Genomic DNA, 11,644 nt, shown 5'->3' on the forward strand with positions numbered 1-11,644 from the left:
TCAGAAGCCCAGGCGCCGCAGCTGCTTCGGGTCCCGCTGCCACTCCTTCGCCACCCGGACGTGCAGGTCCAGATAGACCTTGCGGCCCAGCAGCGCCTCGATCTCCGCGCGCGCCCGGGTGCCGACGTCCTTGAGCCGGGCGCCGCGCGTACCGATCACGATCGACTTCTGGCTGTCGCGCTCCACGTACACGTTCGCGTAGATCTTGGTGAGCCGCCCCTCGACGAGCATCTCCTCGACCAGCACGGCGATCGAGTGCGGCAGCTCGTCGCGCACCCCTTCGAGCGCGGCCTCCCGGATCAGCTCCCCGATCAGGACCTGCTCGGGCTCCTCGGTCAGCACATCGTCCGGGTACAGCGGCGGCGACTCGGGCAGCCGGCCGACGATCACATCGACGAGCGTCTCGACCTGGTGCCCGGACACGGCGCTGACCGGCACGATGTCAGCGAAGTCGTACAGCTGGCTGACCGCGAGCAGCCGCTCCGCGAGCACCGCCGGCGGCACCAGGTCCACCTTGGTCACCACGGCGATGACGGTCGCCTTGAGCTCGGCGATCTCGGTGGAGATGAACCGGTCCCCGGCCCCGACGGGCTCATCGGCCGGGAAGCACACGCCGATCACGTCGACCTCGCTCCACGTCTCGCGCACGAGATCGTTGAGGCGCTCCCCGAGCAGCGTGCGAGGCCGGTGCAGGCCGGGCGTGTCGACCAGGACGAGCTGGGCGTTCGGCCGGTGCAGGACGCCGCGGATGACGTGCCGGGTGGTCTGCGGCTTGTTCGACGTGATGGCGATCTTCTGGCCGATGATCGCGTTGGTCAGGGTGGATTTGCCGGCGTTCGGCCGTCCGACGAAACAGGCAAAACCGGCGCGGTAGGTGGGGTCATCGGCCTTTTCCCGCCGGCCCGCCTTGTGGGTGTGCAGCTTTTGATGATTACGCGCGCTCTCGCTACCACCGTTTGCGTGGGGCGTATGGCTCAGGGGGTCTGACGGTGCGCTGCCGCCACGACGGGTTCCCTCGGTCCGGGGTTTGTCGCTACCGCGTCGCTTCGCGCCGCCCGCTCCCCCGCGGCGCTCCGCGCCGCTCCCGCCCGAGCCCTTGCTTCCGGCGGCACCCGCCCCGCTCACGCCCGCGCCGCTCCGGCCGCCGTCACCAGCCGCATCACCGCGACCGCCACCAGCGCCACCCCGACCGTCGCGACCGCCGTCGACACCCGTGCCACCCCGACCGCCGCCAGCGCCACGACCGCCGCTAGCAGCACCGCGACCGCCGCCGACACCCGCGCCGCCAGCAGCACCGCGACCGCCGTCGACACCCGCGCCGCTAGCTCCACCCCGGCTGCCGGCAGTGCCACGGCGGCCGGTGCCGGTCTCGGTTGCGCGGCGGGCTGCTCGGCGTTCCTGGCGGCGTTGTTCGTTGCGTTCGCCTGGGGTCAGCCTGCGCTCGCCGTCGCCGGCAGGGTCCGTCACTCCGTCACCGTGCCCAGCAGCGTGCCGTCCGGGGCCGCCACGTGGATCGGGGCGTCGGCCGCCAGGTCGCGGACCGCCGCGTGGCCCGCCTCGTCGAGGGTGGCCGACTGCGTGGCCACCGCCGCGGCCTCGAGCTTCGTCGCGCCCGCGGCCACCGCCGATGCCACCGCGAGTTGCAGGGCCGTCACTTTGAGGCTCGGCAGGGAGACCGTGGCGGCCGCGTAGGTGCGGCCGTCCTGGTCGCGTACCGATGCTCCCTCGGTGGCGCCCACCCGGGCGCGGGCGCCGCGGGCGAGGGTGACCAGTTTCGCGTCCTCCGCGCTGAGCTCGGTGTCGGCGGGGCCGGTGGGGATGGTCTGGTCAGGCATCGGCGTGCTGTCTTTCCTCGGTCTCGGGGGCGTTCTCGTCGTCGCCGGACTCCTCCGACGGGGGCTCGACCCGGCGCACCAGCACCGAGTCGATGCGGTTGCGGCGGCCGGTGGTGCCCTCGGCGATGAGGTGCAGGCCGCCCACGTCCACGGTCGCGCCGGGGATGGGCACCCGGCCGAGCGTCTGGGCCAGCAGGCCGCCGACCGTCTCGACCTCGTCGGCGGGCAGCTCGACGCCGAAGATCTCGCCGAGGTCCTCGATCGGGAGCCGGGCCGTGACCCGGACCGCGCCGTCGTCGAGGTGGTCCACCGGCGGGCGCTCCACGTCGTACTCGTCGGTGATCTCGCCGACGATCTCCTCGAGGATGTCCTCGATGGTGACCAGGCCGGCCGTGCCGCCGTACTCGTCGACGACGATCACCAGGTGGGTCCGGGCCGCCTGCATCTCGGAGAGCAGGTCGTCGACCGGTTTCGACTCGGGCACGAACGTCGCCGGGCGCATCAGCTCGGCCACCGGCATCGCGGACGCGGCCGGGTCGCCGTTCTGGGTGCGGCGCACCACGTCCTTGAGGTAGAGCACGCCGAGCACGTCGTCGACGCTCTCCCCGATGACCGGGATCCGCGAGAAACCGGACCGCAGGAAGAGGAACAGCGCCTGCTGCAGGGTCTTCGGCGCCTCGATCCACACCATCTCGGTGCGCGGCACCATCACCTCGCGGGCGATGGTGTCGCCCAGCGCGAACACCGAGTGGATCATCTCGCGCTCGCCGTGCTCGACGACACCGCGCTGCTCGGCCAGGTCGACGAGCTCGCGCAGCTCGACCTGGCTGCCGAACGGCCCCTCGGGGAACCCCTTGCCGGGGGTCACCGCGTTGCCGATGAGGATCAGCAGCGAGGCCAGCGGGTTCAGCACCCGGCCGATCCAGCGCACGAGCGGCGCGGTCGCCTTGCCCACCGCGTACGCGTGCTGCCGGCCGACCGTACGCGGGCCGACCCCGACCACGACGAAGCTGACCAGCGTCATCGCCCCGGCGGTGACCAGGGCGGCCCGCCAGCCGACCCCCCAGCTGTCCACCGCGACGAGCGCGACCAGCGTGGTCGCGGTCAGCTCGCAGAGCAGCCGCAGGAGCAGCAGCAGGTTGAGATGCCGCACCACGTCGCCGGCGACGGCGGCCAGGGCGGCGGCACCGCGCTGCCCCTCGCGCTCCATCTCGGCGGCGCGGGCCGGGGAGACGGTCGCGAGGGCGGCGTCGGTCATCGAGGCCAGGCCGGCCAGGAAGACCAGCACGACCGCATAGATGATCAGCTGGACGTCGGGCAGACCGGCGGTGGCGTCGGCGGCCAGAACCAGGGACGGGTCCATCGGGCTCAGCCGGTCCGCCGCCCGGAACGCCAGCTCTGCAGCAGCCGGGCCTGCAGGGCGAACATCTCACGCTCCTCATCGGGCTCGGCGTGGTCGTAGCCCAGCAGGTGCAGCACGCCGTGGACGGTCAGCAGGTGCAGCTCGTCGGCGGCCGTGTGCCCCGCGGTGACGGCTTGCTTGGCGGCCACCTCGGGAGCGAGCACGATGTCGCCGAGCAGCGCCGGCTCGCCGGTGCCGGCCTCGCCGGGCCCGTGGTCGACGCTGCCCTCGTCCATGGGGAAGGCGAGGACGTCGGTGGGACCGTCGCTGCCCATCCAGCGATGGTTCAGCTCGGTCATGTAGTCGATGTCGACGAGCAGGATCGACAGCTCGGCGAGCGGGTTGACCCCCATCTCCTCGAGCGCGTGCCGGGCCACCGCGAGAATCGCGTCGGTGTCGACCTCGACTCCCGACTCGTTGGCGATCTCGATGGACATGTGGTGCGTTACCCCTGGTCTCGGTCTGGTTCGATGCCGCCGGGCCCGGCGGGCATCGCTGAGGTGCGGCTCAGCGGCGCCGGCGTCCGCCACCGGCGGCGCGTTGCTGCTGCACCGCCCGCACGGACTGCTGACTGGTCTGCTGTTCCTGTTCGGCGTCGTAACGGGCGTACGCGTCGACGATCTCCGCGACGAGCCGGTGCCGGACCACGTCCGAGCTGGACAGCTCGGCGAAGTGCACGTCCTCGACCCCCTGCAGGATCTCCCGGACCACCCGCAGGCCGCTGGTCGTGCCGCCGGGCAGGTCGACCTGGGTGACGTCGCCGGTCACCACGATCTTGGCGCCGAACCCGAGCCGGGTGAGGAACATCTTCATCTGCTCGGGAGTCGTGTTCTGCGCCTCGTCGAGAATGATGAACGCGTCGTTCAAAGTCCTACCGCGCATATAGGCTAGTGGGGCTACTTCGATCGTGCCCGCCTGCATGAGGCGCGGGATCGTCTCCGGGTCGAGCATGTCGTGCAGGGCGTCGTACAGCGGCCGCAGGTAGGGGTCGATCTTCTCGTTGAGGGTGCCGGGGAGGAAGCCCAGGCGCTCGCCGGCCTCGACCGCCGGACGGGTGAGGATGATCCGGTTGATCTGCTTGGCCTGCAGCGCCTGCACGGCCTTGGCCATCGCGAGGTACGTCTTGCCGGTGCCGGCGGGGCCGATGCCGAACACGATGGTGTTCTCGTCGATGGCGTCGACATACCGCTTCTGGCCCAGGGTCTTGGGGCGGATGGTGCGCCCGCGACGCGAGAGGATGTTGAGGGTGAGGACGTCGGCCGGGCGCTCGGCGGTGTTCTCCTCGAGCATGGCGACGGTGCGGCGGACGGCGTCGACGCTGAGCGTCTCGCCCTTCTCGATGAGCTCGATGAGCTCGGAGAACAGCCGCTCGGCGGTGGCGTTGTCGGCCGGGATGCCGGTGATGGTGATCTCGTTGCCGCGGACGTGCACGTCGCTCGTCAGGGTGCGCTCGACCAGCCTCAGGATCTCGTCCTTGGGGCCGAGCAGGTTGACCATGATCTTCGGGTCGGAGACCGAGATCCTGGTCTGCGCCTGAGCGGCGGCGCTGCTCTGTTCGGTGCCGGTCATAGGGGCGGCCGTACGGCCTACGCCACCTGCTCTCTTTCTCGTCCCCGCCGTTGCGGCGGCGCGCCTAAGGATCGTGCCATCGTATCCGCTCGCGAGCGGACCCGCCGAGGGCATTATCCGCCGTTTCCGGCAGCCGGCCCGCGAGCGGTCAGCCCTCGGACACCGGCACCCCGTCGAACGTCTCCTGCTGCCGCGTGAACCGGTAGGTGGCCCAGTGCATCCGCACCACGGTCCCTTGCGCATCACGGGTCAGCCGGAGCAGCTCCCCCGCCTCCCAGCCCGACACCGTACGGAACGTGTCGGCCTCGTCGGGCACCGGGCGGAAGATCGACGGCGGCCGGTCGGCGGGTGCGTCCGCGGCCCGGGCCTGCAGCGCGCCGTCGTGCCAGCTGAAGACGTGCGGGAAGCCCTCGCTCCACCACGGCCCGAGCACGGACCTGTACTGCGGCGGCGCGGGCGGCCCCGGCGACCAGGGGCGGATGTCGGCCGGGTCGGTCTCGACCGCGATGGCCAGCAGCTCGTGCACCAGTTCGTTGATCTCGAGAGCCGTGCCGGAGGAACCCAGGACGGCCGCGCCCAGGGCGCCCGGGTTGCCCTCACCGCCGCGGCGGCCGTAGACGCCGGCCAGGAAGCCCGGCATGGCCCCGTCGTGGCCGACGTGCAGGACCCGGCCGCCCTGCGGGACCAGGATCAGTCCGAGGCCGAAGCCGCCGCTCCACAGGCGGTCGTCGGTGGTCGTCCGCGGCCAGCGCATCTCGTCGAGGGTGTCGGGGGCGAGCACCAGCGCACCGGGGTCGATGATCTCGGGGCTCGCGAGGAACGCGGCCCAGCGGGCCATGTCGGCGGCCGTGCTCCAGAGCTGCGCGGCCGGAGCGACGCCGCCCATGTGCAGCTGCGGCTCGGGGCGCGCGGCGTCGGAGTAGGCGTCGACGAGGTAGCCGACCACGGCGTCGGGGGTGGGCTCGACGGTGGTGCCGGTGAGGCCGAGCGGGCCCAGAATCCTCTCCTGCAGCACGGCGGCCCAGGTGCCGCCGCGGAGGCGGGCCACCAGCTGGCCGAGCACGGCCAGGCCGAGATTGGAGTAGTGGTAGCGGCGGCCGCTGGGCAGGACCTGTTCGGCGCGGGCCAGGTCGTCGAGCAGCTGCCGGTCGTCGGGGGCGAGGAGCACGTCCCAGACGTCGCCGTGCGGCTCGCGCTGGTAGCCGGCGGTGTGCGAGAGCAGGCGGCCGATCGTCGCCGTGCCGTGCGCGGGCACGTCGAGGTGGGCCGAGACCGGGTCGTCGAGGTCGAGCAGGCCGTCGTCGCGGGCCTGCATCACCAGGACCGCGGTGAAGGTCTTGGTGACCGAGCCGATGCGGAAGCGGCTGCCGGCGCCGAGCGGATGGTCCGGGTTGCCGGAGGACCCGACCGTGCAGGTCCAGGGCTCGCGGTCGGGCCGGTGCAGGGCGACCGAGAGCGCCGGCACGCGCCCGTCGGCCTGGGCCTTGCGGACTGCTCGCTCGAGGCGCCGGCGCACGTTCGTCTGGGGCTCCACAGCGGAGATCTTAGGGTGGCGGTATGACAGGTCGGGCGATCCTTGTGACCGGTTCCTCCCGCGGCATCGGCCGGGCCATCGCCCGGCGGTTCGCGGCCGGCGGCGACCGGGTGGCTGTTCATCACCGCGACTCCGCGCCGCTGGCCGAGCAGCTCGCGGCCGCGCTGCCGGGCGAGGGCCACGTCGTGGTGCAGGCGGATCTGGCCGATCCGGCGGCCGTACGCGCCATGGTGGACGACGCCGCGGCGCGGCTCGGTGGCCTGGACGTGCTGGTCAACAACGCGGGTGCGTTCGGCCGGGCGGATCCGCCGCATCCGGTCTTCGGTACGGACTACGACGAATGGCAGGCGATGTGGCGCCGCACGTTCGACGTGAACCTGTTCGGGGCGGCGAACGCGGCCTGGGCGGCGGCGCAGCACATGCGCGAGCGCGGGGGCCGGATCGTCAACGTGTCGTCGCGGGGCGCGTTCCGCGGTGAGCCCGAGCAGCCGGCGTACGGCGCCAGCAAGGCCGCGCTCAACTCGATGGCCCAGTCGCTGGCGGTGGCGCTGGCTCCGTACGGGATCGCGGTGGCCTGTGTGGCGCCCGGCTTCGTCGAGACGGACATGACGAACGAGCATCTGAAGGCCGAGCGCGGCGCGGAGATCCGGGCGCAGAGCCCGTTCAGCCGGGTGGCGCGGCCGGAGGAGATCGCGAGCGCCGTGCACTGGCTGGCCTCGGCGGAGGCGGAGTGGGCGTCGGGTTCGATCATCGACCTGAACGGCGCCTCGTACCTGCGCACGTAAGATCCCTGTCCAACCACCCAGGAACGGACTGAAGGCCGTCACCGGCCGACGCGATGGGAGCGCTTCCATGGACCACCTGATCGACCAGCTCACCCTCGAGGAGAAGGTGTCGCTCCTCGGCGGTCAGGACTTCTGGTCACTGCCCGCGATCCCCCGGATCGGCCTGCGCTCGCTGGTCATGAGCGACGGACCGATCGGCGTACGCGGCACCGGCTGGGCGCCGGAGGACCCGTCCATCGCCCTGCCCAGCCCGACCGCGTTGGCCGCCACCTGGGATCCCGGGCTGGCCCGCACAGCCGGGCGGCTGCTCGGGCAGGAGTCCCGGCGCAAGGGCGTGCACCTGCTGCTGGGCCCGACGGTGAACCTGCAGCGCACACCGCTGGGCGGCCGGCACTTCGAGTGCTACTCCGAGGACCCGCTGCTCTCCGGCGAGATCGGCGCCGGCTTCGTGACCGGCGTCCAGGAGCACGGCGTGGGCACCACGGTGAAGCATCTGGTGGGCAACGACTTCGAGACCGACCGGATGACCGTCGACGTGCGGATCGGCGACCGGGCGCTGCGCGAGCTGTACCTGGCGCCGTTCGAGCGGGTCGTCGCGGCCGGCGGGTGGGGCGTGATGAGCGCCTACAACAGCGTGAACGGCCTGCCGATGGCGTCGAACGGGCCGCTGCAGTCGGAGGTCCTCAAGGACGAGTGGGGCTTCGACGGCATCGTGGTCTCCGACTGGCGGGCCGCGCGGGACACGGTCGGCGCCGCGCTCGGCGGCCTCGACATCGCCATGCCGGCCCTGGAGAACCCCTGGGGACCCCGGCTGGTCGCGGCGGTCCGCTCCGGCCAGGTGCCGCAGGAGCTGATCGATGACAAGGTACGCCGGGTGCTCCGCCTGGCCGGACGCGTCGGGCTGCTGGACGGCGTACCCCCGGCGGTCGGCTCGTTCCCGGCCGCCCTGGACGGGGACGCCGTGGCGCACACCGTCGCGGCCCGCTCGTTCGTCCTCGCCCGCAACGAGCACGACGTGCTGCCGCTGCGCCCGGCCGCCCTGACCCGCGTCGCGGTCATCGGCGCGCTGGCCACCGACGCCCGCGTGCTCGGCGGCGGCAGCGCCCAGGTGACCCCGCCGCACGTGATCTCCCCGCTGGAAGGGCTGAGGCGCGCGCTGCCCGGGGCGGAGGTCGTGCACGCCGTGGGCGCCGACCCGCGGCCGTTCCTGCCGGCGCTCGCCGGGCCGACCTCGGTGACCCTGCTCGGCGCGGACCACGCCTTCGAGGTCCCGGCCGCCGCGGTCCGGTGGATCGGCGACCTGCCCGGCGGGGTCGCCCCGGCGGACGTCACCGGCCTCGAGCTGCGCACGACGTTCACGCCGGCACAGGACGGCGAGCACACTTTCGCGGTCTCCGGCTTCGGCACCTTCGACCTCGCGGTCGCCGGCGAGCGGCGCTACTCGGGCACCCTGCACCCGCCCGGCACCGGCCGCGCCGACCTGCTGCTGTCACCCCGGGAGCAGCGGACGACCGTGTCGCTGGCTGCGGGCGTACCCGTGGAGGTGACGCTGCGGCAGACGATCCAGCCGGGGATGGCGCACACGGTCTCCGCGACCCTGGGTCACCAGCCACCCGGTGTGTCTCCCGACGGGATGCTGGCCGAGGCGGTCGCGCTGGCGGCCGGTTCGGACGTCGCGGTCGTGGTGGTCGGAACCACCGAACAGGTCGAGTCCGAAGGCTTCGACCGCACGTCGCTCGCCCTGCCCGGCCGGCAGGACGAGCTGGTGGCCCGGGTCGCCGAGGCCAACCCCCGGACGGTGGTGGTGGTCAACGCGGGCTCGCCGGTGCTGCTGCCGTGGGCCGACGACGTGGCCGCGGTACTGCTGACCTGGTTCCCGGGGCAGGAGGCCGGCGCCGCGCTGGCGGACGTGCTGCTGGGCGCGGAGGAGCCGGGCGGGCGGCTGCCGACCACCTGGCCGCGCCGCGAGGAGGACTGCCCGGTCCTGCGGGTGGAGCCCCGCGACGGCACCGTCGAGTACGCCGAGGGCCTCTTCATCGGCTACCGGGCCTGGGACCGCGCCGGCACCCCGCCGCGGTACGCGTTCGGACACGGGCTCGGCTACACGACCTGGCGTTACGAGAGCCTGACGGCGTCACCCACCGAGGCGGTCGTGACGCTGACGAACACGGGCACCCGCGCGGGTCGCGAGGTCGTGCAGGTGTACGCGGGCCCGATCGGCGCCGGCCCCGCGGACCCGGAACGCCCGGCACGCTGGCTGGCCGGCTTCACCCCGGTCGAGGCGGAGCCGGGCGAGTCGGTGACCGTCCGCGTCCCGCTGCCCGAGCGCACCTGGCAGGTCTGGAACGCCGAATGGCGCACGGTGCCGGGGGCGTACGCGGTGACCGCCGCGCACGCCCTCGACGACCCACGCCTGTCCGCCTCGGTCGAGGTGTGACCCGCGGGTCAGCTGGTGCGGGTGACCGTCAGGTCGAGGCCCTTGTCCGGGTCGTTGGTCCACACGACGGTGTAGCCGGGCCACTCGCCCTCGAGCTGCCCGTCCGCGGGAACGGTGGAGTACATCCGCGAGCTGAGGGCGCCCGGCACCCCGAGCGTGTCGAGAACGCACGTCATGGCGTTCTCGCTGAGGCCGACGGGGAACTTCTTCCCCGAGCCGTTGACGGTCAGCTTCCGGTTCTTGTCGGAGAGCCGCAGGCCCTCCTTGACCGGGTCGCACTTGTCGACCGCGGTGAGCAGCGGGTCGGCCTGTGAGGCGGCGACCGGCGCGGGATCGTCGTTCTCGCCCGAGCTCACCAGCTTGGGCACGAGGACGACGCCGAGGGCGACGAGGAAGACGGCGAGCAGCACCCAGGGCAGCGGACTTCGCTTCCGGGCGGGCACGACGGCTGGATGACGGGGCTGTGTCATGTCACGTCCTAGGCGTCGAGGGGGAGGGATCAACGCGAGGACGAAGTTTCCTCCGCGTAACGAACCAGGACAACGATCAAGACTCGAACTCGGCCGAACGTATGAGTCGACAGTGGAAGATAGGCCTACACACTCCCCCCACGGAGACGCCGGGGCTGAAGGGGCCTGCGGGACGGATGTGACATCGAGCCGCCGCCTTTCTAGAGTCGTTCCGGCGATCGAACGGAGAGGGGGCCTCGTGGGCGTCCCGCGCACGGCGCGATGGCCGGATCTCGCCCTCGACGTCGCCGCATTACGGGCGGCAGGACATCGGCCGGCCCCCTTCCAGGACGTCGTCCTCAAGGTCCACCAGAGGTGCAACCTCGCCTGCGACTACTGCTACGTCTACACGATGGCCGACCGGAGCTGGCGGGACCGGCCGCCGGTCATGGAACGGGCGACGTGGCTGAAGGCCGCCGACCGCATGGCCGAGCACGCGGCCGCCCACGGGTCGAGCACGATACGGCTCGTCCTCCACGGCGGTGAACCACTGCTGGCCGGCCTGGACCGGTTGACCGCGCTCGTGGGCGACTTCCGGGCGCGCTTCACCGGCGACTGCCGGCTCGACATCCAGGTCCAGACGAACGCCGTGCTGCTCGACACGGCGCTGCTCGACCTCTTCCGGCGACAGGGCGTCCGGGTGGGGGTCAGCCTGGACGGCACGGCGGGCGACAACGACCGCCGTCGCCGGCACGCCGACGGGCGGGGCAGCCACGCCGCGGTGGACCGGGCGCTGCGACTGCTGGGCAGCCCGGCGTACCGGGAGGTCTTCGCGGGGCTGCTCTGCACAGTGGACCCGTCGACCGATCCGCTCGCCACCTATGGGGCACTTCTCGCGTACGGCCCTCCGCAGGTGGACCTGCTCATCCCGCACGCCAACTGGTCCACGCCGCCGGAACGCGACCCGGCGGGCAGCGGCACGCCGCACGCCGACTGGCTCATCGCCGTGTTCGACCGCTGGTACGACGCGCCCCGGCAGGAGACCGGGATCCGGCTCTTCGAGGACGTCATCGCCCTGGTGCTCGGCGGGTCCAGCCGTTCGGAACAGGTGGGGCTGAGCCCCGTCGCGGCCGTGGTCGTCGAGTCGGACGGGTCGATCGAGCTGGTCGACAGCCTGAAGTCCAGCTACCCGGGCGCGTGCTTCACCGGACTGACCGTCTTCGACGACCCCTTCGACGCGGCCCTCGACCATCCCGGTGTCGTGGCGCGACAGATCGGCGTCGAGGCCCTCTCACCGGCGTGCCGGGCCTGCCCGATGCACACCGTCTGCGGCGGCGGCCACTACGCGCACCGCTACCGGGCCGGTGCCGGATACCTCAACCCGTCGGTCTACTGCGCGGACCTGGGCCGCCTGATCCGCCACGTCAGCAGCCGGGTGGCCACGGACCTCCGCCGCCTTCAGGCCTAGGGCGTGTCCTGCCGATCATGGCGACGCCGAGACGGAGTCCAGGTTTCGTCTCGCAAGTGGGCCGGGCGGTCGGATACCGGGGATGCCCCTATGGATTGTCGAGGGGTTGGTGCAGCAGTGGGTAGAGCTCGCGGGCGACGTAGCGTTTGAGGCAGCGGATGGCTT

11 protein-coding genes are annotated in these 11,644 nt (G+C 72.7%); 3 read left to right on the forward strand and 8 right to left on the reverse strand.

Annotated features, from left to right (window positions below; translation table 11 throughout):
* From era to AB0J80_RS09825, 7 genes are all read right to left on the reverse strand, one after another.
* Positions 1 to 921 (reverse strand): GTPase Era, encoded by a 921-nt coding sequence (gene era, locus AB0J80_RS09795; protein WP_364702637.1) that lies wholly within the window; start codon positions 919 to 921, stop codon positions 1 to 3.
* Between the two features lie 200 nt (positions 922 to 1,121).
* A complete protein-coding gene (locus AB0J80_RS09800; RefSeq protein ID WP_364702563.1) occupies positions 1,122 to 1,352 on the reverse strand; it encodes a hypothetical protein in 231 nt (76 codons plus the stop codon).
* Positions 1,353 to 1,463: 111 nt separating this feature from the next.
* Positions 1,464 to 1,835 carry a cytidine deaminase gene (locus AB0J80_RS09805; protein ID WP_364702566.1) on the reverse strand — a complete coding sequence of 124 codons (372 nt, stop codon included), beginning with the start codon at positions 1,833 to 1,835 and terminating at the stop codon, positions 1,464 to 1,466.
* Positions 1,828 to 3,198, reverse strand: coding sequence for a hemolysin family protein (locus AB0J80_RS09810; protein WP_364702568.1), 1,371 nt, complete (start codon positions 3,196 to 3,198; stop codon positions 1,828 to 1,830). Before AB0J80_RS09810 ends, AB0J80_RS09805 begins: the two co-directional genes overlap by 8 nt.
* Positions 3,199 to 3,203: 5 nt before the next feature.
* Positions 3,204 to 3,674, reverse strand: coding sequence for an rRNA maturation RNase YbeY (gene ybeY / locus AB0J80_RS09815; protein ID WP_364702571.1), 471 nt, complete (start codon positions 3,672 to 3,674; stop codon positions 3,204 to 3,206).
* A gap of 70 nt (positions 3,675 to 3,744) precedes the next feature.
* Positions 3,745 to 4,806, reverse strand: coding sequence for a PhoH family protein (locus tag AB0J80_RS09820; protein ID WP_364702574.1), 1,062 nt, complete (start codon positions 4,804 to 4,806; stop codon positions 3,745 to 3,747).
* Between the two features lie 148 nt (positions 4,807 to 4,954).
* Positions 4,955 to 6,340 carry a serine hydrolase domain-containing protein gene (locus AB0J80_RS09825; RefSeq protein WP_364702577.1) on the reverse strand — a complete coding sequence of 462 codons (1,386 nt, stop codon included), beginning with the start codon at positions 6,338 to 6,340 and terminating at the stop codon, positions 4,955 to 4,957.
* A gap of 23 nt (positions 6,341 to 6,363) precedes the next feature.
* Here AB0J80_RS09825 and AB0J80_RS09830 point away from each other — a divergent pair, with 23 nt between their 5' ends.
* Both AB0J80_RS09830 and AB0J80_RS09835 read left to right on the forward strand, forming a co-directional pair.
* Entirely contained in the window at positions 6,364 to 7,125 is a 762-nt protein-coding gene (locus AB0J80_RS09830) for an SDR family oxidoreductase (RefSeq protein ID WP_364702580.1), read from the forward strand.
* 67 nt (positions 7,126 to 7,192) lie between these two features.
* Positions 7,193 to 9,562: a glycoside hydrolase family 3 C-terminal domain-containing protein gene (locus tag AB0J80_RS09835; RefSeq protein WP_364702582.1), complete on the forward strand. Its 2,370-nt coding sequence runs from the start codon at positions 7,193 to 7,195 to the stop codon at positions 9,560 to 9,562.
* A gap of 8 nt (positions 9,563 to 9,570) precedes the next feature.
* On the opposite strand, the gene AB0J80_RS09840 is transcribed toward AB0J80_RS09835, so the two are convergent.
* The gene (locus AB0J80_RS09840) at positions 9,571 to 10,032 is read right to left on the reverse strand and encodes a hypothetical protein (protein ID WP_364702585.1); all 462 of its coding nucleotides are present in this window, start codon (positions 10,030 to 10,032) and stop codon (positions 9,571 to 9,573) included.
* Positions 10,033 to 10,270: 238 nt separating this feature from the next.
* On the opposite strand from AB0J80_RS09840, the gene AB0J80_RS09845 reads away from it, so the two are divergent.
* The gene (locus tag AB0J80_RS09845; RefSeq protein WP_364702588.1) at positions 10,271 to 11,479 is read left to right on the forward strand and encodes an FxsB family cyclophane-forming radical SAM/SPASM peptide maturase; all 1,209 of its coding nucleotides are present in this window, start codon (positions 10,271 to 10,273) and stop codon (positions 11,477 to 11,479) included.
* The last annotated feature ends 165 nt before the right edge of the window (positions 11,480 to 11,644 follow it).

Source organism: Actinoplanes sp. NPDC049548 (genome assembly GCF_040676695.1).
Lineage (GTDB): Bacteria > Actinomycetota > Actinomycetes > Mycobacteriales > Micromonosporaceae > Actinoplanes.